Below are 24,737 nucleotides of genomic sequence, written 5' to 3' on the forward strand. Positions count from 1 at the left end.
GGAGGCGTCCCATGCTCGGCTATATCGGCAGGCGCATCCTGGCCACCATCCCGGTGATGGCGGTGGTCGGCTTGTTCGTCTTCAGCCTCCTCTACTTCGCCCCCGGCGATCCGGCCGCGATCATCGCGGGCGATCAGGCGACACCGGACGACGTCGCGCGCATCCGCGCCTCGCTCGGCCTCGACCGGCCGTTCCTGGTCCGGTTCGGCGAATGGTCCTGGCAGATCCTGCACGGGGACCTCGGCACCTCGATCTTCACCAACCTGCCGGTCACCACGATGATTGGGCAGCGGGTGCAGCCGACCGTCTCGCTGATGCTCGTCACCCTGATCCTGGCCGTCGTGGTCGCGGTGCCGCTCGGCGTCGTGGCGGCCTGGAAGGCCGGCAGCCTGATCGACCGCCTGGTCATGGGGCTCGCCGTGATGGGCTTCTCGGTGCCGGTCTTCGTGGTCGGCTACGTGCTGGCCTACGTGTTCGCCCTCGAACTCGGCTGGCTGCCGGTGCAGGGCTACACGCCGATTGAGCAGGGCCTGTGGCCGTGGTTCGCGAACCTGATCCTGCCCGCGGTGACGCTGGGCCTCGTCTACATTGCGCTGATCGCCCGGGTGACGCGGGCGACCATGCTGGACGTGCTGCAGCAGGATTACGTGCGCACCGCCCGGGCCAAGGGGCTGGCGCAGGGGCCGGTGCTGTTCATCCACGCCCTCAAGAACGCCGCGGTGCCGATCGTCACCGTGATCGGCATCGGCATCGCGCTGCTGATCGGCGGCGCCGTCGTCACCGAGACGGTGTTCGCGATTCCCGGCCTCGGCCGCCTCACGGTCGATGCGATCCTGCGGCGCGATTACCCGGTCATCCAGGGCGTCGTCCTGCTGTTCAGCTTCGTCTACGTGCTGGTGAACCTCGCCATCGACCTGTTCTACACCTTGCTCGACCCGAGGATCCGCTATTGACCGCGACCGTCGCGCCTCTCTCCGGTCCGTCGCGCGCCGCGGACCCGTCGCTCAAGGGCCCGCCGCACAAGGGGCCGCCCCCCGCGGGGCTCGCCGTCGCCACGCCGCTGCCGGACGTGATCCCGGCCCGCAAGCGCCGGGGCCGGGTCTGGACCTATGTGCGCCGCAACCCGACCATCGTGGCCGGCGGGGGCCTGCTCCTCGTCGTGTTCCTGATGGCGGTGCTCGCGCCCTATCTCGGCACCGTCGATCCCACCGCCCTGGCGCCGGCCAAGCGCACCCGCGTGCCCTCGGCCCAATACTGGTTCGGCACCGACATGCTCGGTCGGGACATCTATTCGCGGGTGGTCTACGGAGCCCGGGTCTCGCTGCTGGTCGGCTTTTCCGTGGCGCTCCTCGCCTCGGTGGCGGGGCTCGCGGTCGGACTCGTCTCCGGGATGGTGCGCTGGCTCGACGGCATCGTCATGCGGATCGTGGACGGCATGATGTCGATCCCGCCGATACTGCTGGCCATCACCCTGATGGCGCTCACCCGCGGCTCGGTCCAGAACGTGATCGTGGCGATCACCATCGCGGAGATCCCCCGGGTCGCCCGGTTGGTCCGGGGCGTCGTGCTGTCCTTGCGCGAGCAGCCCTATGTCGAGGCCGCCGTAACCACGGGCACGCGCATGCCGGCGATCATCTGGCGCCACATCCTGCCCAACACCCTGGCGCCCATGACCGTGCAGGCGACGTACATCTGCGCCTCCGCGATGATCACCGAGGCGATCCTGTCGTTCATCGGCGCGGGCGTGCCGCCGTCGACGCCGTCCTGGGGCAACATCATGGCCGAGGGCCGGGCCCTCTGGCAGGTGAAGTTCTACATCATCCTGTTCCCGGCGATCTTCCTGTCCATGACGGTGCTCGCGGTGAACCTCGTCGGCGACGGCCTGCGCGACGCCCTCGACCCCCGCATGGCCAAAGACGCGTGAGGACCAGCAGCGTGAGCGGCACCCCCCTCCTGTCGATCGAGAGCCTGCAGGTCCACTTCCGCACCCCCGACGGGGTGAACCGGGCGGTGGACGGCGTGTCCTTCGCCATCCAGGCGGGTGAGACCCTGGCGATCGTCGGCGAATCCGGCTGCGGCAAGTCGGTGACCGCGATGTCGATCCTGCGCCTCCTGCCCGAGCCGCCGGCCAGCATCGCCGGCGCCATCCGGTTCGAGGGGACGAATCTCCTCGACCTGCCGACCCGCGCGATGCGCAAGATCCGCGGCAACGACATCAGCGTCATCTTCCAGGAGCCGATGACCAGCCTGAACCCGGTGCTGACGGTGGGCCGCCAGATCGGCGAGACCCTGCGGCTGCACCAGGGCCTGAGCCGGCGCGAGGCCGAGGCCCGGGCCGTGGAGATGCTGACGCTGGTCGGCATCCCCGAGCCCGGGCGCCGGGTGCGGGAATACCCGCACCAGCTCTCGGGCGGCATGCGCCAGCGGGTGATGATCGCCATCGCGCTCGCCTGCTCGCCCAAGCTCCTGATCGCCGACGAGCCGACCACGGCGCTCGACGTGACCATCCAGGCCCAGATCCTCGACCTGATGCGCGACCTGAAGCATCGCGTCGGCGCCGCGATCATGCTGATCACCCACGATCTCGGCGTGGTCGCCGAAGTCGCCGACCGGGTGGTGGTGATGTATGCCGGCCGGAAGGTCGAGGAGGCCTCGGTCCGTGACCTGTTCCGGGCGCCGCGCCATCCCTACACCCGCGGCCTGATGGGGGCCGTGCCCAAGCTCGGCGCTGTCGAGCACGGCGCCACCGAGCGGCTCGCCGAGATTCCCGGCATGGTCCCGAGCCTGAAGCAGCGGATCGAGGGCTGCGTCTTCGCCGGACGCTGCCCGGACGTGACCGACCTGTGCCGCGCCTACGCCCCGGCCCTGGAGCCGAAGGCCCCCGCGCATCTCGCCGCCTGTCACTACGCGCCCAAGGACGCCCTCGCGGCATGAGCGTCACCCCCGCGCCCACATCCCGCACCCTGCTGGAGGTCAATGACCTCAAGAAACACTTTTCCCTCGGCGGCGGCCTGTTCGGCCGGTCGACCCGGGTGCTCAAGGCGGTGGACGGCCTGTCCTTCACGGTGGACCGGGGCGAGACCCTGTCGCTGGTCGGCGAATCCGGCTGCGGCAAGTCCACGGTCGCCAAGGCGCTGATGCGCCTCTACACGCCGACCGCCGGGCAGGTGGTGCTGGCCGGCCGCCGCATCGACGACCTCTCGGCCGGCACCCTGCGGCCCGTGCGCCGGCGGATGCAGATGGTGTTCCAGGACCCGTTCTCGTCGCTCAACCCGCGGATGCGGGTGCGGGCGATCCTGGCCGAGCCGATCCGCAATTTCGGGCTGGCCAAGGGCTCGGCCGACATCGAGGCGAAGCTCGCGGCCCTGATGGAGCGGGTCGGCCTGCCGCGCGAGGCGTTGGGGCGCTGGCCCCACGAATTCTCCGGCGGCCAGCGCCAGCGCATCGGCATCGCCCGGGCGCTCGCCGCCGAGCCGGACCTGATCATCTGCGACGAGGCGGTCTCGGCGCTCGACGTCTCGGTGAAGGCCCAGATCGTCAACCTGCTGCGCGACCTGCAGCGCGAGCTCGACCTCGCGATGCTGTTCATCTCGCACGACCTCGCCATAGTGGAGCACATGACCCACCGGGTGGCGGTGATGTATCTCGGCAAGATCGTCGAGATCGGCCCGCGGCGGGCGCTGTTCCTGGCCCCGAAGCACCCCTACACCCAGGCCCTGCTCTCGGCGGTGCCGATCCCCGAGCCCGGGGCCGGGCGCACCCGCATCGTGCTCAAGGGCGACGTCCCAAGCCCGATCAATCCGCCCGCCGGCTGCCGCTTCCACACCCGCTGCCCGCAGGCCTTCGAACGCTGCCGGGTTGAGGAGCCCCGCCTCGATCCGGTGGGCGCCGGCCACCTGGCCGCCTGCCACCTCAACGACGACGCGTCCGCACCGGCGGTCGCGGCCTGACACGATCCCGGAGACAGCCGTGCCGCACGACCTCATCCTCAAGGGTGCGCGGATCATCGACCCGTCCCAGAACCACGACGGGATCGGCGACGTCGCCTTCGCGCAGGGCCGGGTCTCGGGCTTCGGCCGCGATCTGGTCGCGGGCCCGGGCACGCAGGTGCGCGCGATGGCGGGCGCGATCGTCACGCCCGGGCTGATCGACCTGCACACCCACGTCTACTGGGGCGGTACCTCGCTGGGCATCGACGCCGACGCGTTCTGCCGGACCTCCGGGGTGACGACCTCGGTCGATACCGGCAGTGCCGGGCCCGGCAACTTTTCCGGATTTCGCACCCACGTCATCGACCGCTCGGAGGCGCGGATCCTGGCCTACCTGCACGTCTCCTTCGCCGGCATCTTCGGCTTCTCGAAGACCATCATGGTCGGCGAGAGCGAGGATCCGCGGCTGATGGCGCCCCGCGAGGCCGTGGAGGTGGTCGAGGCCAACCGGGACGTCATCGTCGGCATCAAGGTCCGGGTCGGGCGCCACGCCTCCGGCGACCAGGGCACCGCGCCCCTCGACATCGCCCTGCAGGTCGCGGAGGAGACCGGCCTGCCGCTGATGGCCCATATCGACGAGCCGCCGCCGAGCTACGAGGCGGTGCTGGCCATGCTGCGCCCCGGCGACGTGCTGACCCACGCCTTCCGGCCGTTCCCGAATTCCCCGATCACCGCCCAGGGCGCCGTGAAGCCCGCCCTGCGGGAGGCCCGGGCGCGCGGCGTGCTGTTCGATATCGGCCACGGCAAAGGCTCGTTCGCGTTCAAGACCGCCCGGGCCATGCTGGCGGGGGGCTTCCTGCCGGACACGATCTCGTCCGACGTGCACCAGCTCTGCATCGACGGGCCGGCCTTCGATCAGGTCACCACCATGTCCAAGATGCTCTGCCTCGGCATGAGTCTGCGCGACGTCGTCGCCGCCTCCACGGTCAACGCCGCGGTGGCGCTCAAGCGCATGGAATACGGGACCCTGAAGGTCGGGGCGCTCGGCGATGCCACCGTGCTGTCGGTGCAGGACGGGGCGTTCGACTACGTGGACACGCGGGGCGAGCACATGACTGGCGCCCAGCGGATCGTGTCGGAGGGCGTGGTGCTGCGGGGTCGATGGTGGCACCCGGTTTGAGATGGGGACGATGCGGTTTTCCGCCGAAGGGCTCGCAGGCCGCCGTCCTTGGGAGCGGAGGACCATCGATCGAGCGCGCCTGGGAACCGTACGAAACAGAACCTCCAGCGCCGCGTCCGAACCGGCATAAGCGGCCGATTCCACACCCGCGCAGTCGCTCAAGACCGACGCAACGAGCGGGTTCAACCGGACAGCAATCCTAGTTTATTAAGAATACACCGCTTTACAGCCTCGCCGCATCGATCCTACACTTTCCCGTGAGGTCCGGACCATCGCCGGACGATCAGCGACACGCGGCTCAAGCCGCGGCGCCAGGGAGGATGGATGGATACGGGTCAGCCTCTGCTGGAGGTCGACGGCGTCACGCTCCGCTACAAGACGCCCGAGCACCTCGTCACGGCCACCTACCGGGTGAGCTTCCGGATCTGGCCCGGGGACCGGTTCGTTCTGCTCGGACCCTCCGGGTGCGGGAAGTCGACCCTGCTCAAGGCGGTGGGCGGCTACATGGCCCCCACCGAGGGAGAGATCCGGCTGAAAGGCCGCCCGGTGACCGAGCCCGGCCCCGACCGGATGATGGTGTTCCAGGAATTCGACCAGCTGCTGCCATGGAAGACGGTCCGGCAGAACGTGGTCTTCGCCCTCGAAGCCTCGGGCCGGCTGAAGGGACGGGAGGCGCTGGAGCGGGCGAACCTCTACATCGACAAGGTCAACCTGACGAAGTTCGCCGACAGCTACCCGCACACCCTGTCGGGCGGCATGAAGCAGCGCGTCGCCATCGCCCGCGGCATGGCGATGGAGCCCGACATCCTGCTGATGGACGAGCCGTTCGCGGCGCTCGACGCGCTCACCCGGCGGCGCATGCAGGACGAGCTGCTGATGCTCTGGGAGGAGACGCGCTTCACGGTGCTGTTCGTGACGCACTCGATCCCCGAGGCGATCAAGGTCGGCTCGCGCATCCTGCTGCTCTCGCCCCATCCGGGCGAGGTCAAGGCCGAGCTCAACAGCGCGGCAACCCCGGAGGCGGCGCTGCGGCTCGAGAACCGCATCCAGCAGATGCTCTTTTCGGAAGAGATCCCGGAGGCGGAGAATGTCTAGCGCGCGCGTGTTGACCGGCGCTCCCCTGACGGTGCCGCCGCGCCCCGCCGCCACGGATCCGGCCCGCCCCGAGATCGTGCGGGAGACCGGCCACGCCCACGGCGCCCCGGTTGTGGAGAAGCCGCTCTCGGCGTTCGAGCGCCTCTACAACCAAGCCTGGCTGCGCAAGATCCTGATCCTCGTCCTGCTGGCGGGGATCTGGGAGGCCTACGGGCGCTACCTCGACAACGACCTCCTGTTCCCGACCTTCTCGGCCACCATGGAGGCGTTCTTCCGGGCGGTCGCCGACGGGACGCTGCCGGCCCGGGCCTGGAGCTCGCTGAAGGTGCTGCTGATGGGCTACGCCGCCGGCGTCCTCCTGGCGACCCTGCTCACCGGCATCGCCATCGCGTCGCGGATCGGGACCGACCTCCTCGAGACCCTGACGTCGATGTTCAACCCGCTGCCGGCGATCGCGCTGCTGCCGCTGGCGCTGATCTGGTTCGGGCTCGGCAACGGCAGCCTGATCTTCGTCCTGGTCCACTCGGTGACCTGGGCGATCGCGCTCAACACCCATTCGGGCTTCCTGTCGGTGAGCCGGACGCTCACGATGGTCGGGCGCAATTACGGGCTGTCGGGCCCGCGGCTGATCGGCAAGATCCTGATCCCGGCCGCGTTCCCGTCGATCCTCACCGGCCTGAAGGTCGGCTGGGCCTTCGCGTGGCGCACGCTGATCGCGGCCGAGCTGGTGTTCGGCGTCAGCTCCGGGGCGGGCGGGCTCGGCTGGTTCATCTTCGAGAACAAGAACATGCTCGACATCCCGAACGTGTTCGCCGGGCTGCTCACCGTGATCCTGATCGGCCTCGTGGTGGAGAACCTGATCTTCCAGACGATCGAGCGGCGGACCATCCAGCGCTGGGGCATGCAGGCCTGATCCCCTGACGCCTGATCCCCTGACGCCTGATCCTCAAGCGGCGCGGCTTCGGGTATGCCCCGCGGATCCTTCGCGGTGACCCGGAGCCTCGACCACCATGCCGACCCTGTCCCTCGCGGAGGCCCACGCGCTCGCGGCCGGCGCCTTCCGCCGCTGTGGCGCCGCCCCTGCCGCCGCCGACAGCACCGCCCGCGCGCTGGTCGCCGCGGAGGCGGACGGCCTGAAGGGCCATGGCCTGTCGCGGGTGCCGGGCTACGCCGCGCAGCTGCGCACCGGCAAGGTCGTGGGCGATGCCCGCGTGGTGGTGAGCCGGCCCCGGCCGGGACTCCTGGCGATCGATGCCGGCAACGGCTTCGCCTACCCGGCGCTCGACGCGGCCCTGGCCGAGCTGCCGGATCTGGCACGCCGGCAGGGGATCGCGGCGGCCGGGATCCGCCGCTCGCATCATTGCGGGGCGGCCGGCCTGCCCGTCGAGGCGCTGGCCGAGGCCGGGTGCGTCGCGATCCTGTTCGCCAACACCCCCGCCGCCATGGCGCCCTGGGGCGGCAGCCGGGCGGTGTTCGGCACCAACCCGCTGGCCTTCGGCTGCCCGTTGCCCGGTCGGGCGCCCATCGTGATCGACCTCGCCCTGTCGAAGGTCGCCCGGGCCAGCATCGTCGGCGCGAAGCAGCGCGGCGAGGCGATCCCGGAGGGCTGGGCGCTCGATGCCGAGGGACGCCCGACCACCGATCCCGCCGCCGCCCTCGACGGCACGATGGCGCCGCTCGGCGACGCCAAGGGGACGGCGCTCGCCTTGATGGTGGAACTCCTGGCGGCCGGGCTCACCGGTGCCCGCTTCGCCGCCGAGGCCAGCTCGTTCCTCGACGCGGCGGGCGACCCGCCCGGCACCGGACAGCTGATCCTGGCGATCGACGCCACGGCCCTCGGCCCCGACGCCCCGGAGCGCTTCGCCGTCCTGGCGGCTTCGATCGAGGCGCAGGACGGCGCTCGCCTGCCGGGAAGCCGGCGCCTCGACCTGCGGGTCCGCGCCGCGCGGGACGGGCTGACGGTTCCGGACACCCTCGCGGCCGAGATCGAAGCGTTGGGGTGACGGCGATGCGGTGTTTCCCGTGAAACACGCACGCTGCGGGGCGAAGCGGTTCGGGCAAGGGAAAGTCTGATACACCGCCACGGCAGGGGCGCTCGAGACGGCCGGATCGCGGGGCGTCCGCGCAGGATCGCTCGGTATGCCGGGACGGCGGATGAAGGACGCGACGATGGCTCATCTCGACAGGCGCCGCGTTCTCCAGGGCGGCCTCGGCGCGCTGGCTGTTGCGGCGACGCCCTTGCGCGCCCGGGCTGAGGAGGTCGTGCTTCCCTTCGGCAACGGCACGCGCCCGCTGGTCGCCTATCCGGGCAAGCGCCCGCTTCTGCAGACCACGGCCCGGCCGCCCCAGCTGGAGACGCCGTTCGCGGTGTTCGACGAGGGGGCGATCACCCCCAACGACGCCTTCTTCGTCCGCTATCACCTGGCCGACATTCCCCTGGAGATCGACCCGGACACGTTCCGGCTCGGCGTCGCCGGCCACGTCGACCGGCCGCTCTCGCTGTCGCTCGCGGAGATCAAGGCGCTGCCGGGGCGGAGCGAGATCGTGGCGGTCAATCAATGCTCGGGGAACTCGCGCGGCTTCTTCGAGCCGCGCATGGCCGGCGGTCAACTCGCCAACGGCGCCATGGGCTGCGCGCGCTGGACCGGCGTGCCGCTGAAGAGCGTGCTCGACCGCGCCGGGGTGAAGGCGGGCGCCGTGCAGGTCGCGTTCGACGGGATGGACGGGCCGGTCCTGCCCGAGACCCCGGACTTCGTGAAGGCGCTCGGCCTCGACCAGGCCCGCGACGGCGAGGTGATGCTGGCCTGGGGCATGAACGGCGAGGACCTGCCCTGGCTCAACGGGTTTCCGCTGCGCCTCGTGGTGCCGGGCTTCTACGGCACCTACTGGGTCAAGCACCTGAACGCGATCACGGTGCGCGACACGCCGTTCGACGGCTTCTTCATGAAGAGCGCCTACCGCATCCCGGACAATGCCTGCGCCTGCACGGAGCCGGGCCAGGCCGCCAAAGCCACGGTGCCGATCGGCCGGCTCAACGTGCGGTCGTTCCTGACCAATCTCGCCGACGGGGCGGACATCAAGGCCGGTCCGGTGCACGTGCGCGGCATCGCGTTCGACGGCGGCTCCGGGATCAAGACGGTCGCGGTGTCCACCGACGAGGGCCGGACCTGGACGCAGGCCGCCCTGGGCCAGGATTTGGGTCCCTACGCGTTCCGGCCCTGGTCGCTCACCCTCGACCTGGCCGCGGGCGCGCACAGCGTCCGGGTCCGGGCCACCGCCAACGACGGCAGCACGCAGCCGATGGACTCGCTCTGGAACCCGTCCGGGTACATGCGCAACGGCGTCGAGATCACCCGGGTCCGGGCGGCGTGAGGGGGAACGGGATGCGCGCGCTTTTGATCGGATCGATGATCGCCGGCCTTCTCGCCGGCACAGCCCTCTCGGCCCCGCGCCGCTACACGGTGCCGGATCCCACGGCCGAGTTGCGGGCCCCGAAGGACGGTGCGTCGGGTGGCCAGGCGCAGGGCTTCGCCGCAGCGCAGGCCAATTGCCAGACCTGCCACTCCGTCGATTACATCGCCACCCAGCCCCCGGGGCGGGGGAAGGCGTTCTGGGAGTCGGAGGTGACCAAGATGATCAAGGTCTACCACGCCCCGATCGACGAGGCGGACGGCCACGCGATCGCGGCCTACCTGGCGGACACGTATTGAGCGACGGCCGCGCCTCAGCGCAGCGTCACGGCCTGCGCGGCGTAGGACGCGACGCTCTGCACCACCGGCAGGTCGTAGGCGTAGATGCGGCCGGCCAGGATCGTCAGGGCGAGGGCCCAGAACACGGCACCACCGACCCGGCGCGCGGTCCGGTCGCCCGAAGCGGTCGGGCACGCCTCGGCCACGCCCGCGGCGACGGGCTCGCCAAAGGGGTCGAACGCCATCGTCGTCGACCGAGTATCCGGGGTGGTGCGCATGACGGTGAATGTCGCGCTCGGGACCCCGCGCCGCAATGGACGGGACTTCCGAAGTTTTCTCGTGCCGGAGAGCGTCCTTCTCTCTTGTGCGCTCGCGACAAACGTTTTCTTCCCTTTGCTCGGATGTCGACCGTGGAGCGACCGGCGTGAGCCCCAGATCATCGGCCCGGACGGGTGAAACCGGGACCACCGTGCGGGACGGGGCGGCCACCTCCGTACTGCCGGGCATCGGCCTGTGCGCGGCGATCACCGCCCTGGCCATGGCCGCGCAGGCGCTCGAGGAGCGGGTTGCCGGCCATCCCTATGTCGAGGCCCTGGTGCTGGCGATCCTGATTGGGATCGCGATCCGCACCGCCTGGACGCCGGATGCCCGGTTTCGCACCGGCATCGCGTTCTCGGCGAAGCAACTCCTGGAGGTGGCCGTCGTACTGCTGGGCGCCTCGCTGAGCCTCGGGGCGATCCTGGCCTCCGGTCCGGCGCTGCTCGCCGGCATCGTCGGCACCGTTGTGATCGGGATCGGCGCCAGCGTGGGGATCTGCCGGGCGCTCGGCCTGCCGCCCAGGATGGCGATCCTGGTGGCGTGCGGCAACGCGATCTGCGGCAACTCGGCCATCGCCGCGGTGGCGCCGGTGATCGGGGCGCAGCCCAAGGACATCGCGGCCGCCATCGCGTTCACCGCGGTGCTCGGCGTGCTGATGGTGCTCGGCTTGCCGCTGTTCGTGCCGCTCGCGGGCCTGAGCGACAACCAGTACGGCGTGCTGGCCGGGCTCACCGTCTACGCGGTCCCGCAGGTGCTGGCCGCGACCGTCCCGGTGAGCCTGCTCTCCACCCAGGTCGGCACCCTGGTCAAGCTCGTGCGCGTGCTGATGCTGGGACCGGTGGTGGTGGCGTTCTCACTGATCGCCCCGCGCCTGCCGCGGGAGGCCGGGCAGGACGCCGAGGCGGAATCGACCCGCGCGAAGGGCCGGCCCGGCCTGACCAAGCTGGTGCCGTGGTTCATCCTCGGCTTCCTGGTCCTGGCGACGTCCCGCTCCATAGGGCTGATCCCGGATGCGGCCGTCAAACCGCTGACGCAGCTCGCGGGCGTGCTCACGGTGCTGTCCATGGCGGCCCTCGGCCTCGGCGTCGATGTGCGGGTGCTCGCCCGGGTCGGAGGCCGGGTCACCCTGGCCGTGACCGCGTCGCTGGCCGTCCTCGTCGCGGTCAGCCTCGGCCTGATCCGCGGCCTGGGGATCGGTTGAGGGCGTGGACAAGCTTAAAATTGTGTTCTGAGTCTTGTATTTCGAATTCCTGCCGAATCTAAGCTTGGGTCCCGCAACAAAGCCGCCGGGCGTCTGAGTGAAAACACTCTGTCCAGACAGCGTTGTCTAGAGTGTCGGCATTAAAATGCTGCCGTTTCGGGCAATCGGCTGAACAGACCATCTTGACACTGCGATGGTTTTTGCTTTGGAACCAATGCGTCATCCACGAAAGCTTAGATCGGAACTCGCGCCGTGCCCGAAACGCATCCTGAGAGCAGCACCGAACTCGCCGTGCTGGTCGGCGACGTCGTCGCGGCTTACGTCTCGAACAACCCCGTCCCACCCACGTCCCTGCCGGCGTTGATCGCCAGCGTGCACGGCGCGCTGATCAACCTCGACCGCAAGGTGCCCGTCGAGGTCGCACCCGTGATCGAGCCGCCGACCGCGGCGCAGATCCGCAAGTCGGTCCAGCAGGACGGGATCGTCAGCTTCATCGACGGGCGGTCGTACAAGACGCTCAAGCGGCATCTCACCGCCCACGGCCTGACGCCGGAGCGGTATCGCGAGCGCTATAGCCTGCCGACGGATTACCCGATGACGGCGCCGGGCTACGCCGCGCAGCGCTCCGCCCTCGCCAAGGCGATCGGCCTCGGTGTTCCGGGCGCCCGCGCCGAGCAGCGCCGGACCGGCACGAACGGCTGATCGCCGGCGTTGACCAGGGTGCGCGTCAGCGCCTGCGGAACGGCAGCACGCGTGCGGTCATTCCGGGCAGGCGGGCGCTGGGCGGGCGGCCAAAGGTCTGGGCCCAGCTCAGGTAGATGATGCGGGCGCCGACGGCCACGGCGGCCACCTCCGGCGCGGGGGGGACGTGGCGTTCGCCGGTTGCCGGCCCGCGCACGGCCCGTTGCGCCGATCCCTGGCGCCGGGACGGTTGCCCGTCCGGCAGGGACCGCCTGCGCGGGGACTGGGGCTTATCGGGCTTGGCTGAGAACGACACGTCAAAAAGTCCCCGTCCGCGTTCGAGGCGCGAGCGGGGACGGACGGTTCGGTCGGCCGTAGGTCCGCCGGGGCGCTCGACCCTCGACAACGTGGCCATTCTACCGGATGGCCCGAAGCACGACAGACCGACTTCGTCCAAAAAACTTGTCTCTGTGTCCCACGGCATCCCGCGGCATCCTTCGAAAGGCGACGGGACGGGCCTCGGGCGCCGCCCTGCGATGCGGGCCCGACGCGGCGCCTCGATGGGCCGCGGACAAGCGGAGGGCGGTGGACGCCCCCTCCCTCAACCCACGAAGCGCCGCTACGAAGCGCGGGCGCCCGGCACCGCGGCCAGGAGGCTGCGGGTGTAGGCGTGCTCCGGGGCCGCGAACAGGTCGGCGGTGGTGCGCATTTCCACGATGGCGCCGCGATGCATCACGGCGATCCGGTCGCAGATCGTGGCCGCCACCCGCAGGTCGTGGGTGATGAACAGCATCGCCAGCGACAGCCGCTGCTTCAGGTCCTCCAGGAGATCCAGCACCTGGCGCTGGACCGAGACGTCGAGCGCGGAGACCGCCTCGTCGGCCACCAGCACGTCCGGCTCCATGGCGAGCGCCCGGGCGATGCCGATGCGCTGGCGCTGGCCGCCCGAGAAGGCGTTCGGGTAGCGGGCGGCCGCCTTCGGGTCGAGGCCGACGAGGTCGAGGAGGCTCCGGGTGCGCTCCCGCGCCTCCGCGGCCGGAACGCCGTGGGCGACCGGGCCCGCCATGATGATCTGCTCCACGGTGCGGCGCGGATTCAGCGAGGCGAACGGGTCCTGGAAGATCATCTGGATGCGACTGCGCTGAGCCCGCAGGTCCGCACGCCGGAGCGCGGTGTAGTCGAGGCTGCCGAGCCGGACGGTGCCGCCGTCGGGCTCGATCAGCCGGATCGCGAGCCGCGCCGTGGTCGACTTGCCGGAGCCGGATTCGCCGACCAGCCCCAGGGTCTCGCCGCGCCGCACGTCGAAGGCGACCTCCTTGACCGCCGCGACCACCCGGGGGTTGCCGAACAGGCCGGCCTTGGTGGTGTAGGTCTTGGACAGCCCGATTACCGACAGGGCCACGGGGGAGGCCTGCACGCTGGCCCGCACCGGCGGGGTCAGGCTCGGCACCGCGGCGAGCAACGCCTTCGTGTAGGGGGCCTGGGGATCGCGCAGCACCGCCTCGGCGCTGCCCGATTCAACCAGCCGGCCGCGCTGGAGCACCGCCACGTGGTCGGCGATCTCCGCGACCACGCCGAAATCGTGGGTGATGAACAGGACGCTCATCCCGCGCTTGCGCTGCAACTCGCGGATCAGCTTCAGGATCTGGGCCTGGGTGGTGACGTCGAGCGCCGTGGTCGGCTCGTCGGCGACCAGGACCGACGGCTCCAGGGCGAGCGCCATGGCGATCATCGCGCGCTGCCGCTGGCCGCCGGAGAGCTGGTGCGGATAGGCCCGCACCGCCTCCTCGGGGTTGGACAGCCCGACCTCGGTCGCCAAGGCCACCGCCCGGGCCCGCCGCTCGGCCCGGGTGAGCAGGTTATGCGCCTCGAACATCTCGGCGATCTGGTCGCCGATGCGCATCACCGGGTTGAGCGCGGTCATCGGCTCCTGGAACACCATGGCGATCCGCCGGCCGCGCAGGGCGCGCCAGGCCGGCTCGTCCAGGCTCAGCAGGTCCCGTCCCTCGAACAGGATCGAGCCACCCTCGGGCTTGAGCGCCCGGGGCAGGAGGCCGGTGAGCGCGTAGGCGCTCATCGACTTGCCGGAGCCCGATTCCCCGACCACGCAGAGGATTTTGCCGGGCTCCAGGTCGAGGTTCAGGCCCTCGACGGCGTAGGGACGGTCGGCGCCCTTGGGGAGCGCGATCGTCAGGTCACGGATGCGGACGACCGGCTCGCTCATGGTTCAGCTCCTCGCGGCGCGGCGGCGCAGGATGTCCGGCCCGGCCTCGCCGAGATCCCAGAACAGCCCGGCCATGATCGCCAGGCCCTCGCGGGTGCTGGAGGCGAGCATGTGCTCGTCCGGCCCGTGCTGGCGGCAGGCCGGGTAGGAATGCGGCACCCACAGGGTCGGCAGCCCGAGGATCTCCGAGAAGGCGTCGTTCGGCAGCGAACCGCCGAGATTGGGCAGCAGGGCCGGTTTTTTTCCGGCGCTCGCCTCGATCGAGAGAAGCGCCCATTCCACCCAGGGGTCTTCCACCGGCAGCCGGGTCGCTTGAAAAACCTCCGAAGCCCGGGCCGGCCGGACCTCGATCATCGGAAAACCGTTGGCGTCGAGATGCGCGCGCACGTTCTGGATCAGGTTCTGCCAGTCGGTGCCGACCACGAAGCGCAGCTGCAGGGTCGCCTTGGCGTGGGGCGGCACCGCGTTGAGCGGTCCGTCCGGATCGCCGGTCTTGAAGGCGAGGACTTCCAGGGTGTTCCAGGCGAAGACCCGCTCGGCCGGGGTGAGCCCCGGCTCGCCCCAATCGGAATCGATCGTCGGGGCGGTCGGATCCTCGCCGACCCGGATGTCGCGGAGCGCCGCGCGCACGCCCTCGGGGATGGGCGGCGGCCGCAGGGCCTCGACCAGGATGCTGCCGCGGGCATCGACCATCGAGGCGATCGCCGAGGCCAGCACCGTGCCGGGGTTGCGCAGCAGGCCGCCCCAATTGCCGGAATGGTGCGGACCCTCGCGCAGGTTCAGGCTCAGTTCGAAATTGTAGGCGCCGCGGGAGCCCAGGAACAGGGTCGGGCGCTCGGCGCTGAGCCGCGGCCCGTCCGAGGCGATCAGCACGTCGGCGCGCAGGGCCTCCGCGTGCGCGCGGCAGAACGGACGCAGGCCCGGCGAGCCGGATTCCTCGCCCATCTCGATCAGCAGCTTCACGTTGAAGCCGAGGCGGCCGTCGCGCGCCGCGATCACCTGCTCCAGGGCCGCGAGGTTGAGGACGTGCTGGCCCTTGTTGTCGGCGGTGCCGCGCCCGTACCAGCGGTCGCCCTCGACCACGATCTCCCAGGGGCCCAGCCCCGTGCGCCACTGCTCGGGATAGCCCCGCACCGTGTCGCCGTGGCCGTAGATCAGCACGGTAGGGAGGTCCGGTCCCTCGTGCCGCTCGGCGATCAGGAACGGGCCGTGCACCCCGTCCGGATTGTCGTGTTTTTTGGGTGTCTCGAAGCCGAGGCGGGTGACGAGAGGCGTGATGAAGGTGTCGAGATAGGCGTGCAGGGCCGCCTCCTGGCCCGGCGCCTGGCTCTCGGTCGGGTAGGCGACCGCCTCCCGCAGGAGTGCGAGGAACGCCCCGGCGTCGAAGGTGTCGGTTGCGCGCGCGATGGCGTCGTCTCGCGTCATGGTGTGTTTCCCGTGAAACATTGCGGTTCTGGCCGGAATGGATCCCGCGCTGCCCGAGCCTGTCGGCCGGCCCGGGGCACTTCCGGACGTCTGGTCAGTGCCGGGCTTCGGGGGCGGTGATGTCGCGCAGGCCGTCGCCCAGGAGATTGATCGCCAGCACGAGGAAGAGGAGCGCCACGCCCGGGATGGTGATCACCCAGGGCTGGAAGAACATGTACTGCTTGCCCTCCGCGATCATCAGACCCCAGGACGGCAGCGGCGGCTGCACCCCGAGCCCCAGGAACGACAGGGCGGCCTCGAGCAGGATCGCGTGCGCCATCTCCAGGGTCGCCACGACGATCAGCGCGTTGAGGATGTTGGGCAGGATCTCCTGCAGGATGATGCGCAGGTCGGTGAGGCCCGAAGCGCGGGCGGCCGAGACGAAATCCTGGTTGCGGATCTGCTGGGTGGCGGCCCGGGTCACCACGGCGAAGCGGTCCCAGAGCAGGAAGCCCAGCACCAGCACCACGACCTTGAGCGAGCCGCCGACCAGCGACGCCATGGCCAGCGCCACCAGCACCACGGGCATCGCCAGACGCGTGGTCACGATGTAGCTCACCACCGAATCGACCCAGCCGCCGAAATAGCCGGCGCAGAGGCCCAGCACCGTGCCGATCAGCCCGGAGATCAGCGCCGCCGAGATCCCGATCAACAGGGAGATCTGGCCGCCGTAGAGTAGGCGGCTGAGGTAGTCGCGCCCGAGCTTGTCGGTGCCGAGCGCGTGGTCCCAGGTCCCCTTGGCCTGCCAGATCGGCGGGATCAGGCGGCGCGAGACGTCCTGCGCATAAGGGTCGTGCGGGGCGATCAGCGGTGCGGCCAGCGCGGCCAGCACGATCACCCCGAGGATGCCGGCCCCGATCAGGAAGCCGGCGTGATGCAGGCCGCGCCGGAGCACGAGGCCGGTCGGCGAGCGCACCGGCGCCAGGGCGGCCGGCACCCCGACGTCTTGGGGGAGGGCGGGGGCGGCGAGCGCCGCCGTGTCGGGGGGCAGGCTCATGGGGCGAGCGTCCTCACGATTGGCGCAGGCGCGGATCGAGGAAGGCGTTCAGCAGGTCGGCCGCGAGCGTCAGGGCGATGTAGATCATCGCCAGAACCAGCACGATCGCCTGGACCACCGGGAAGTCGTTGCGGGCGATCGATTCCCAGGCGAGCTGGCCGAGCCCCTGGAGCGAGAACACCGCCTCGATCACGATCGAACCGCCGAGCATGAAGCCGAACTGCACCGCCGCCAGGGCGATCACCGGGATCACGGCGTTGCGCAGCGCATGCCGGACCAGGATCTTGCGCGTCGGCAGCCCCTTGGCCCGGGCGGTCCGGACGTAATCCGAGGCCAGCACCTCCAGCATGCCATTGCGGGTCAGCCGCATCACCGCCGGCATGGCGTAGTAGCCGAGCGCCACCGCGGGCAGGACGAAGTTCTTCCAGCCGGTGTTGCCCGAGACCGGCAGCCAGCGGAGGTTGACCGAGAAGATCAGGATCAGGGTCAGCCCGAACCAGAAACTCGGCATCGCCTGGCCCAGCACCGAGACCGACAGGGCGAGCCGGTCGATCCAGGTATCGCGGCGGACGGCGGCGATCACCCCGAGCGGCACCGCCACGAACAGGGCCACCGCGAGCGCGATGATCCCGAGATAGAGCGTGATCGGCAGGCGGGCGGCGAGCAGGTCGATCACCCGCTCGCGGAAGTAGAAGGAATTGCCGAAATCGAGGTGCAGCGCCCGCCAACCCCAGGCGAGGAACTGGGTCAGCAGAGGCTGGTCCAGGCCGTAATCCTTGCGGATCTGCACGATCTGGGGCCCGGTGGCCTCCGGCCCGCCAATCGCCGTGGCGAGGTCGCCGGAGAGGTGGAGCAGCATGAAGCTCGCCACCGAGACCGTGAAGGCCACCGCCAGGGCGACCAGGATGCGCCGGAGCGTGAAGGCCAGCACGCGAGCGGCCTACTTCCAGGACGCCGCGTAGAAGCGCGGCACCTCATCCGGCTGGGCGGTGAAGTTCAGGTCCGACGTGAAGGCGTAGTTGGTGGCGTACGAGAACATCGGCAGGGCGTAGGCCTGGGCGGCGATCCGCTGGAGCGCCTTGGCGTAGGCGGCCTTGCGCTTGTCCGGGTCGGTGGAGCCGTCACCCTCCTGCAGGTCGGCGATCACCTGCGGATCCTTGGTCAGGTCCTCCTCGCCGCCGCGGAAGAAGACCCCGTCGAAGGCCGAGACGTCGTAGACCGAGAACGAGCCCCAGGTCTGATAGCCGATCGAGACCTTGCCGCTCCGCAGGGCATCCCGGAACGCGGCGTAGCGCAGGTAGTTGAGCCGGACCTTGATGCCGACCGCCCCGAGATAGCCGATCACCGCCTCGGCGTAGTCCCGCTCGCGATAGGCGCCGAGGTCGATCTCGAACCCGTTCGCGTAGCCCGCTTCCTTGAGCAGGGCCTTGGCCTTGGCCGGGTCGTAGGGGTAGCGCATCACCCCCTGGTCGTTGCAGCCGAACTGATCGACGAAGCACAGCGCGTTCATCACCCGCGAGGCGCCGCGCACGAGGTTGTCGACCATCGCCTTGCGGTCGATGGCGTAGGAGATCGCCTGCCGGACCCGCACGTCCTTGAGCGGCGAGTTCTCCTTGGCGCGGCCGAGCGTGTCGAACTGCAGGAAGCCGACCCGCATGGTCTCGGAGTTGAGCACGGTGACGTTGGGCGCGGCGCGCAGCTGCTCGGCCTGGTCGCTCGGCACCCGCCAGATCCAGTCGACACCCCCGGTCATCAGCTCGGCCATCCGGCTCTCGCCGTCCGGGATGACCCGGAACTGCAGCTTGCCGATCTTCGGCGTCCCGAGCGGGCTGCCCGACCAATACTTGGCGAAGCGCTCCATGGAGACGCCGCGCCCGCTATCGACCTTGGTGATCCTGTACGGGCCGCTGCCGATCGGCGCCTTGGCGAAGCCGTCGAGGCCGACCTTCTTGAAGTAGGAGGCCGGGAAGATCGGCATGGGCCCGGCGAGGTATTCCAGCGCCGCCGGGAACGGCGCCTTGAGGTGGATCCGGGCGCTGTGCGGGCCGGTGACCTCCACCGACTTCATCCAGTCGACGTTCTGGCGGGTGACCGTGCGGGCCTCGGGCGTCAGCATGAAGTTGAACGTGAAGGCGACGTCCTCGGGCCCGAGCGGGTCGCCGTTGTGGAAGGTCACGCCCTCGCGGATCGTCAGGTCCAGGGTGGTGTCGTCGGCCCAGGTCCAGGCGGTGGCGAGCATCGGCTTGTAGGTGCCGTCCGCGGGGTCGCGCCACAGCAGCGTGTCCCAGCAGTTGCGGGCCAGGATGACGCCCTCGCGAGCGCTGTTGTGATAGGGGCTGACGTTCTCGGGCTCGCTGTCGGAGGCGTAGACCAGGGTGTCGTCGGCCTTGCCGGCCAGGGCCGGGCTCGCCGCGACCAGTGCGATCAGGGAAGCCGCCAGCGACGCGGTGAGGGTGATCGTCCGTACCGGCATGTCGATTCCGTCTCCGACGACGACGGGCAGGATGTCGGGGAGGATCTCCGCGACTGCCGCCTTTTTCACCCTGCGATGATGTTGTGCATCTGGGATCGCAACAAGTAGAATTTGGCGAGCGGTGCGTTGCCATCTGGGCAACGGATATGCGCCATAAGTGATATCGAGGCAGGATAATGCAGACGACAGGGCTGCGCTACTTCCTGGCCGTGGCCCGCACCGGCTCGATCGCGGCGGCCTCGGCCCAGCTGAACGTCGCCGCCTCGGCGATCAGCCGGCAGATCGGCAACCTGGAGGCCGAACTCGACTGCGTGCTGTTCGAGCGGCGCCCGCGCGGCATGGTGCCGAGCCCGGCGGGCGAGCTCCTGGCCCAGCACGCGCACCAGATGCTGATCCGGTCCGAGCAGGTCGTCACCGAGATCCGGGAGCTGGAAGGCCTCGCCCGCGGCCTGATCCGGGTGGCGAGTTCCGAGGGGTTTTCGCTCGACATCGTGCCGAGCACCGTGGCGTCCTTCCACGCGGCGCATCCGGGCCTGCGCTTCGAGGTGACCGTGCTGCCCCCCGCCCAGGTGACCCAGATCGTGGCCGCCGGCGAGGCCGACCTCGGCATCACCTTCGCACTCGCGCCGTCCACCCAGGTCGAGGTGCTGTATGACGAACAGGTCGACATGCTGGTGCTCGCCGCCCCGGACCATCCCCTGGCGCGGGCGAAGGTGGTGCAGCTGTCCGAGTTGCCGAACTATCCCATCGCCCTGCCGACCCGGGACACGACCCTGCGGCAGGTGTTCGACGCCGCCTGCCTGCAGGAGGGCATCGTGATCGAGCCGGTCCTGACCGCCAACAACCTGGCCACCCAACTGCCGTTCGTGCGCAGATCCCGCGGTCTCGCGCTGATGTCGGCGCTCTCGATGCGCACGCCGCTGGACCTGAACGCCCTGGTCAGCCTGCCGATCCGCGCCCGGGCGAGCCTCTCAAGGAACATCCAGATCCAGGCGATGCGCGACCGGCGTCTACCTCGGGCGGTGCGGGGCTTTTTGCGCCAGCTCCTGGACGCGCTGCCGCCGCCGGCAGGTTCTGCGTAGAGCCGTGCCCGATCGCGTTGCAATCAAGCACGGCTCTAAGTTCTTGTTTTGCCGCGTTCTCTTGAGGCGAACCGGTCTCCACTTCGTCGGAGAACGCTCGAGGCCGCCGCGTCAGGCGCCGCCGCGGCCCGACGCGATGGCGCAGCTATGGTCCATCACGTCCTCCGCGCTGGCGCTCGGCGCCCGGTAGGCCAGGAGCAGAAAACCCGGCTCGGGATCGCCCGGCGGCGTGGCGAGTGCCGCGAAGCTCGTCCGGTGCAGGTCCGGCCGGGGACCCGGCAGGGTGCGCAGGGCCGCGAACGGGTTGAAGCGCTCGGCCTCGGCTTCCGGCACCCGCATCGCGTGGTAGCGGTCCCCGGCGAGCGGCACCGGGAAGCGGGTCCAGGTCCCGCGGATCTGGCGGCCATGCGCCTTCACGGCGGCCAGCACGCTGGGCTTCAGGCAGTCGAGGTGGATGTGGAGCTGGTCCTGGCTCCGCCCCCGGGCCGAATTGACCGCCAGCCCCACGGCCTCGGGCGGCAGCTTGCCCTTGAGGGCGTCCGACACGAACGGACGCGCGGCCAGCGCCGCCCGCCAATAGGCGGCACCCCGCTTCCCGCGCAGGACCGGAGCCTCCAGGCCGGCGGTGGTGTCGGTGGGCATCACCACGATGTGGGTCGGCTCGCCGGGCGCGCGTAGAACCGCCGTGCCGGGGCGGTCCTTGTCGCCGAGATCCACCGAGAGGCACGGGAAGGTCCGGTCGGCGAGCCGCTTGGCGAGCACGCAGGTCTTCAGCGCGGCCCACAGGACGTCCCGGCTGGGATCGGGCGCCGCCGCGGCCGGCATCGCGAGCACGACGAGGAGGGCGGTGATCGGCGCACGGCGCATGAAACATCCCAGTGACGGCGCACCTCCGGGGCTGCCCGGTTCGCCGCGCTTGCGATAACCGATCCGGGACTGCGCCGGCAAAGCGTCCGGCGCCCCAATGGGAGCCCGTGATGCCGACTGCGCTCACCCCGGAGATCGGCGCCCGCTTCGCCGCCGTCGCTCTCGGCCATCTCACCCGCGAATATCCCAACTCGCCCGGGCACGTCCTGGCGGGCCCGGAGGACGCGCGCACGCCCGCCGCGCTGCATCCGGTCTTCCACGGCAGCTACGATTGGCATTCCTGCGTCCACGGCACCTGGCTGCTGGCCCGGGTGCTGCGGCTGTTCCCGGACGGCGCGCAGGCCGGGGCGATCCGCGCGCATCTCGATGCCCAGCTGGTGCCCGAGAAGGTCGCCGGGGAATGCGCGTATTTCGCCGCGCCGGCCGCCCGGGGGTTCGAGCGGCCCTACGGTTGGGCCTGGCTCCTGAAGCTCGCCGACGCGCTGTCCCGCCTGCCCGAGCGCCGCTGGGCCGAGGCCCTGGCGCCGCTCACCGGCCTGATCGCGCAGCGCGTCCGGGACTTCCTGCCGATCGCCCCCTATCCGGTGCGGGTCGGCACGCATTTCAACACAGCCTTCGCGCTGCGGCTGGTGGCCGACTACGCCGACGGGGCGCAGGACGCGGCCCTGTCCGGTCTGCTGCGAGCCACCGCCGAGCGCTGGTACGGGGCCGACGTGGATTGCCCCGCCTGGGGCGAACCGGGGGGCGACGACTTCCTGTCCTCGGCGCTGATCGAGGCGGAATGCCTGCGCCGCCTCCTGTCGCCGGAGCGGTTCCGGCCCTGGTTCGACCGGTTCCTGCCGGACCTCGCCGCGGGGCGGCCCGCGACCCTGTTCCGGCCCGCCCGCGTGACCGACCGCAGCGACGGCAAGATCGCCCATCTCGACGGGCTGAACCTCAGCCGCGCCTGGTGCTTCCGGTCGCTCGCCGCCGCCCTGGGCGGGGACGATCCCCGCCGCCCGCGGCTCCAGGCCGCCGCGAAGGCGCATCTGGAGGCCGGCCTCCCGCACGTGACCGGCGACTACATGGGCGAGCACTGGCTCGCGTCCTTCGCGCTGCTGGCGCTGGACACCGAGACGCAATCCGGCCCGCTCGCGGCTTAGGGCACCTGCCGCCGCAGCGGATGGCACCTGCCGCCGCAGCGGATGCCGGTTCGGCGTCAGCGAGCGCGCTGAACCACGAACCGATAGCCGCTCCCCTCGGCGAGGCGATCGGAAACGGCTGCAAAGATGAGAGGTTTTTGAGAACCTTTTGCCGCAGGCGGCGTTGTTCCTCGCCGGCCGCACGCGCGACGCACAAAAAAGGACCGCCCCCGAAAGAGCGGTCCGAAGTCTTGGGAGGAAACGCCCACGAGGGGCAGCAGCGCGGCGACGCCATCGCCGTGCTGCATCGCGTCAACCGGAGAGCGGGGACCTTGTTCCCCGCCCGTCCCGGCGCTGGGTCGCCTCGTGGAGCACCTTGGCGAGCTGCTCGGCCGAATAAGGCTTCCGCACCAGCGTGAATCCGTGCGCGTCGTCGGTGGCCAGGACGTGGCTGTAGCCCGAGGTCAGGACCACCGGCAGCTCCGGGCGGGTGACCTGCAGGGCCCGGGCGAGGGCGACGCCGCCCATCCCGGGCATGACCACGTCCGAGAACACCGCATCGAAGCGATCCGGCGTCCGCTGCAGCTCGGCGAGGGCCTCCTCGGCGGATTTCGCCCAGATCGGCGCGTGGCCGAGATCCTCCAGGATCTGGGTGCAGAAGCGCCCGACCCCGAGATTGTCCTCCACGACGAGGATGCACAGGCTCCGCTGCGGCTCCGGCTCGCGGCGGTCGTCGCGGCCCGGATCGGCCACCTCCACGGGGGCGTCGACCTGCGGCAGGTACAGGGTGAAGCGCGTGCCGCTCCCGGGCAGGCTCGCCACGTCGATATCGCCGCCCGACTGCTTGGCGAATCCGATGACCTGGCTGAGCCCCAGCCCGGTCCCCTTGCCGATCTCCTTGGTGGTGAAGAACGGCTCGAAGATCCGGCCGAGATCCGGTGCCGGAATGCCGGTTCCGGTATCGACCACCATCACGGCCACGAACGGTCCCCGGGCGCCGGCATGGCCGCGGATCGGCGGCATCGGGCGGCCGCTCTCGAGGTGCAGGGTCAGGCTGCCTTCCCCGTCCATCGCGTCGCGGGCATTCACCGCCATGTTGATCAGCGCGGTCTCGAACTGGCTCTCGTCCGCCCGCACGAAGCAGGGCGTGCCCGGCAGCTCGGTCTCCACGCGGATGCGCGCGCCCGTGACCGAATCGAGCATGTCGGAGATGCTGCGCAGCCGGGCGCAGATGTCGAACACCTGGGGCTTGAGCGCCTGGCGCCGGGCGAAGGCCAGGAGCTGCCCGGTGAGCTTGGCCGCCCGGTCGACCGTGTCCGAGACCGCGTCGAGGTAGCGGCGCCTGCGCTCCTCGGCGAGTTCCGGCCGGCGCAGGAACTCGACCGACGAGCGGATGATGGTCAGCAGGTTGTTGAAGTCGTGGGCGACGCCGCCGGTAAGCTGGCCGATCGCCTCCAGCTTCTGCGATTGCCGCAAGGCTTCCTCGGCCTGGCGCTGCTCCGTGATGTCGCGCCCGAAGCCGTAGAACAGCCCGTCCTCCGGGACGACGGTCCAGAGCACCCGCCGCCGGTCGCCGTCGCGGGTCGTGCAGGCCAGTTCCACATCCTCCACCCGCTGGTCCTCGCAGAGGGGCTTCAGCGCCTCGCGCGCCGCCTCGCGGTCCGTGAGGGCGATGAAATCCAGGGCGGTCCGGCCCAGCGTCTCGTCCTCGGACCAGCCGAGCGCCCGGCTCCAGGACGGATTGACCGACTGGACCTGCCCGTCCTTGTCCGAGACGATCTTCAGGACCGGCGACAGGGTCCAGACCCGGTCGCGGTCCCGGGTCTGGGCGGCGACCTGCGCCTCCAGGCGCTCGGCGCGGGACTGCAGCAGCGCCTCGTCCCGGTGCCGGGCCATCGCGGCGGCCCGGGCCTCCAGCAGGTCCATGAGGGTCCGGGCGAGGGCCTCGAGGACGAAGACCTGCGGCCCGGTCAGGCTGCGCGGTTCGCGGTCGAGGACGCTGAGCGTGCCGATCGGCCAGCCGTCCGGGGTCACGAGCCGGACGCCGGCGTAGAAGCGCAGGCCCGGTTCGCCCGCGATCGGCCCGCAATCCGTCAGCACCAGCGCGCCGTCCCGGCTCAGGGTCTCGAGGCCGAGGCCGGTCTCGAGGGGCCGGTCCGGCGCGTCGTGGCCGAACGCGGCCTTGGTCCAGTGCCGGTCGGCATCCGCGAAGGTGATCCGCGCCATCGTGGTGCCGCAGGACGCAGCCGCGATCTGCGCGATCTCGTCGAAGGCGGGCTCGGGCGCGGTGTCGAGGATGGCATAGCCGCGCAGAGCCGCGAGGCGCTGGGGATGATGGCGTTCGAAGCCGGACGGGCAGGACATGGTCTCGTTCCGCGACACGGCTGCGTCATATCCCACGGCAACGACCCTCCCA

General features: G+C 70.7%; 22 protein-coding genes. 14 read left to right on the forward strand and 8 right to left on the reverse strand.

Translation table 11 applies throughout. The features are described 5' to 3' along the window. Positions 1–11: 11 nt before the first annotated feature. From AC0IY0_RS18765 to sorB, 10 genes are all read left to right on the forward strand, one after another. Positions 12–953, forward strand: coding sequence for an ABC transporter permease (locus AC0IY0_RS18765; RefSeq protein WP_147909481.1), 942 nt, complete (start codon positions 12–14; stop codon positions 951–953). Beyond that, complete coding sequence (locus tag AC0IY0_RS18770) at positions 950–1,924, forward strand: ABC transporter permease (RefSeq protein ID WP_419828686.1); 975 nt, start codon at positions 950–952, stop codon at positions 1,922–1,924. Before AC0IY0_RS18765 ends, AC0IY0_RS18770 begins: the two co-directional genes overlap by 4 nt. A gap of 11 nt (positions 1,925–1,935) precedes the next feature. After that, entirely contained in the window at positions 1,936–2,934 is a 999-nt protein-coding gene (locus tag AC0IY0_RS18775; protein ID WP_147909480.1) for an ABC transporter ATP-binding protein, read from the forward strand. Further along, positions 2,931–3,950, forward strand: a complete 1,020-nt coding sequence (locus AC0IY0_RS18780) for an ABC transporter ATP-binding protein (protein WP_471764951.1) — start codon at positions 2,931–2,933, stop codon at positions 3,948–3,950. The genes AC0IY0_RS18775 and AC0IY0_RS18780 overlap by 4 nt, the downstream gene beginning before the upstream one ends. Before the next feature lie 19 nt (positions 3,951–3,969). Then, positions 3,970–5,109, forward strand: a complete 1,140-nt coding sequence (locus tag AC0IY0_RS18785; protein ID WP_471764953.1) for an amidohydrolase/deacetylase family metallohydrolase — start codon at positions 3,970–3,972, stop codon at positions 5,107–5,109. A gap of 324 nt (positions 5,110–5,433) precedes the next feature. Further along, on the forward strand, positions 5,434–6,204 hold the full coding sequence (locus tag AC0IY0_RS18790; RefSeq protein ID WP_471764955.1) for an ABC transporter ATP-binding protein: 771 nt from the start codon (positions 5,434–5,436) through the stop codon (positions 6,202–6,204). After that, the gene (locus AC0IY0_RS18795) at positions 6,197–7,117 is read left to right on the forward strand and encodes an ABC transporter permease (protein WP_147909477.1); all 921 of its coding nucleotides are present in this window, start codon (positions 6,197–6,199) and stop codon (positions 7,115–7,117) included. Before AC0IY0_RS18790 ends, AC0IY0_RS18795 begins: the two co-directional genes overlap by 8 nt. Positions 7,118–7,214: 97 nt before the next feature. Beyond that, positions 7,215–8,207 carry an Ldh family oxidoreductase gene (locus AC0IY0_RS18800; RefSeq protein WP_147909476.1) on the forward strand — a complete coding sequence of 331 codons (993 nt, stop codon included), beginning with the start codon at positions 7,215–7,217 and terminating at the stop codon, positions 8,205–8,207. Positions 8,208–8,373: 166 nt separating this feature from the next. Beyond that, the gene (gene sorA / locus AC0IY0_RS18805; protein ID WP_471764983.1) at positions 8,374–9,576 is read left to right on the forward strand and encodes a SorA family sulfite dehydrogenase catalytic subunit; all 1,203 of its coding nucleotides are present in this window, start codon (positions 8,374–8,376) and stop codon (positions 9,574–9,576) included. A gap of 11 nt (positions 9,577–9,587) precedes the next feature. Then, complete coding sequence (sorB, locus tag AC0IY0_RS18810) at positions 9,588–9,914, forward strand: SorB family sulfite dehydrogenase c-type cytochrome subunit (protein ID WP_147939277.1); 327 nt, start codon at positions 9,588–9,590, stop codon at positions 9,912–9,914. A 14-nt stretch (positions 9,915–9,928) separates the two neighbouring features. On the opposite strand, the gene AC0IY0_RS18815 is transcribed toward sorB, so the two are convergent. Continuing rightward, positions 9,929–10,138: a hypothetical protein gene (locus tag AC0IY0_RS18815; protein ID WP_246692094.1), complete on the reverse strand. Its 210-nt coding sequence runs from the start codon at positions 10,136–10,138 to the stop codon at positions 9,929–9,931. 224 nt (positions 10,139–10,362) lie between these two features. On the opposite strand from AC0IY0_RS18815, the gene AC0IY0_RS18820 reads away from it, so the two are divergent. Both AC0IY0_RS18820 and AC0IY0_RS18825 read left to right on the forward strand, forming a co-directional pair. Further along, positions 10,363–11,412 carry a YeiH family protein gene (locus tag AC0IY0_RS18820; protein WP_147939283.1) on the forward strand — a complete coding sequence of 350 codons (1,050 nt, stop codon included), beginning with the start codon at positions 10,363–10,365 and terminating at the stop codon, positions 11,410–11,412. A 252-nt stretch (positions 11,413–11,664) separates the two neighbouring features. Continuing rightward, positions 11,665–12,114: a Ros/MucR family transcriptional regulator gene (locus tag AC0IY0_RS18825; RefSeq protein ID WP_147909473.1), complete on the forward strand. Its 450-nt coding sequence runs from the start codon at positions 11,665–11,667 to the stop codon at positions 12,112–12,114. 598 nt (positions 12,115–12,712) lie between these two features. On the opposite strand, the gene AC0IY0_RS18830 is transcribed toward AC0IY0_RS18825, so the two are convergent. The 5 genes from AC0IY0_RS18830 to AC0IY0_RS18850 all read right to left on the reverse strand — a co-directional run bounded on the left by AC0IY0_RS18830 (position 12,713) and on the right by AC0IY0_RS18850 (position 19,251). Next, the gene (locus tag AC0IY0_RS18830; RefSeq protein ID WP_147939278.1) at positions 12,713–14,317 is read right to left on the reverse strand and encodes an ABC transporter ATP-binding protein; all 1,605 of its coding nucleotides are present in this window, start codon (positions 14,315–14,317) and stop codon (positions 12,713–12,715) included. A 3-nt stretch (positions 14,318–14,320) separates the two neighbouring features. Continuing rightward, on the reverse strand, positions 14,321–15,742 hold the full coding sequence (locus AC0IY0_RS18835; RefSeq protein WP_147909471.1) for a M20 family metallopeptidase: 1,422 nt from the start codon (positions 15,740–15,742) through the stop codon (positions 14,321–14,323). A gap of 94 nt (positions 15,743–15,836) precedes the next feature. Next, positions 15,837–16,778: an ABC transporter permease gene (locus AC0IY0_RS18840; protein ID WP_419828684.1), complete on the reverse strand. Its 942-nt coding sequence runs from the start codon at positions 16,776–16,778 to the stop codon at positions 15,837–15,839. Positions 16,779–16,791: 13 nt separating this feature from the next. After that, positions 16,792–17,709: an ABC transporter permease gene (locus AC0IY0_RS18845; RefSeq protein WP_147909217.1), complete on the reverse strand. Its 918-nt coding sequence runs from the start codon at positions 17,707–17,709 to the stop codon at positions 16,792–16,794. A 9-nt stretch (positions 17,710–17,718) separates the two neighbouring features. Next, complete coding sequence (locus AC0IY0_RS18850; protein WP_419829970.1) at positions 17,719–19,251, reverse strand: ABC transporter substrate-binding protein; 1,533 nt, start codon at positions 19,249–19,251, stop codon at positions 17,719–17,721. Positions 19,252–19,427: 176 nt separating this feature from the next. Here AC0IY0_RS18850 and AC0IY0_RS18855 point away from each other — a divergent pair, with 176 nt between their 5' ends. Then, positions 19,428–20,333 (forward strand): LysR family transcriptional regulator, encoded by a 906-nt coding sequence (locus AC0IY0_RS18855; protein ID WP_147909218.1) that lies wholly within the window; start codon positions 19,428–19,430, stop codon positions 20,331–20,333. Between the two features lie 111 nt (positions 20,334–20,444). On the opposite strand, the gene AC0IY0_RS18860 is transcribed toward AC0IY0_RS18855, so the two are convergent. Beyond that, entirely contained in the window at positions 20,445–21,200 is a 756-nt protein-coding gene (locus AC0IY0_RS18860; RefSeq protein WP_147909219.1) for a CDP-diacylglycerol diphosphatase, read from the reverse strand. 110 nt (positions 21,201–21,310) lie between these two features. On the opposite strand from AC0IY0_RS18860, the gene AC0IY0_RS18865 reads away from it, so the two are divergent. After that, positions 21,311–22,342 carry a DUF2891 domain-containing protein gene (locus AC0IY0_RS18865; RefSeq protein WP_471764958.1) on the forward strand — a complete coding sequence of 344 codons (1,032 nt, stop codon included), beginning with the start codon at positions 21,311–21,313 and terminating at the stop codon, positions 22,340–22,342. A 291-nt stretch (positions 22,343–22,633) separates the two neighbouring features. On the opposite strand, the gene AC0IY0_RS18870 is transcribed toward AC0IY0_RS18865, so the two are convergent. Further along, positions 22,634–24,685, reverse strand: coding sequence for a hybrid sensor histidine kinase/response regulator (locus tag AC0IY0_RS18870; protein ID WP_147909240.1), 2,052 nt, complete (start codon positions 24,683–24,685; stop codon positions 22,634–22,636). Positions 24,686–24,737: the final 52 nt, after the last annotated feature.

The sequence above is a fragment of the Methylobacterium sp. AC315 genome (assembly GCF_979253755.1).